The organism is Piscirickettsia salmonis LF-89 = ATCC VR-1361 (assembly GCF_000297215.2).
Taxonomy (GTDB): domain Bacteria; phylum Pseudomonadota; class Gammaproteobacteria; order Piscirickettsiales; family Piscirickettsiaceae; genus Piscirickettsia; species Piscirickettsia salmonis.
In genome coordinates this window covers 1-640 of record NZ_AMFF02000182.1, presented here as the reverse complement: position 1 = coordinate 640, position 640 = coordinate 1, and the positions used below count along the sequence as shown (strand labels likewise).

The following is a 640-nucleotide window of genomic DNA, read 5'->3' as shown; positions in this document are numbered from 1 at the left end:
ATTGGATGCTCAGTCGTCAGCAAAATGCTAAAGCGGCCTTGCGCTTTTTCAAAAAGCAATGGCTCAACCTTACGTGAAACCACCACGTGTTGTGAATGTCGATAAACACGCTTCATTTCCACCGGCTCATCAAAGCTCCCGAGTTTTCAGACAGAATAGTTTAACGATTTATTCCTGAAAGGTTAAAATGATGCTTAACATTTTAGGAGCTATGATATGAGTCAAAAAAGAAAGAAGCCAAGCGCTGAATTTAAAACCAAAGTTGTCTTAGAGGTCATCGAATGAGATCAGACGCTCAACCAAATATGCTCGAAATATGAGCTAGTCCCTAAAACTGTTCAAAACTGGAAAAAAGTGTTTTTAGCGAATGCAAGCCTGGCTTTTAATATCGATAGCGCTGTGGCGGAGTTTAAGGATGAAATTAAAACCAAAGAAAAAGAAGTGAATGAACTTCACCGTCAACTGGGCAAACGCACAGCAGAGTTGGAGTGGGCTGCAAAAAAGTTGAAGAGCTTGGACTATGAAACAAGAAAGTGCCTTATTGAGTCTGAGCCGAAAAATATTCCAGTTACAAGGCAATGTGAATTAATAAATTTTAATCGCAGCAATTGTTATTATAAGGGCACTGTTGCGAAAAATT

The 640-nt window shown here is 39.2% G+C and carries 1 pseudogene; it reads left to right on the top strand.

The window, feature by feature from the left end:
* Positions 1 to 354: 354 nt before the first annotated feature.
* Positions 355 to 640, top strand: a pseudogene (locus tag C200_RS15560) (IS3 family transposase); the annotation flags it as partial.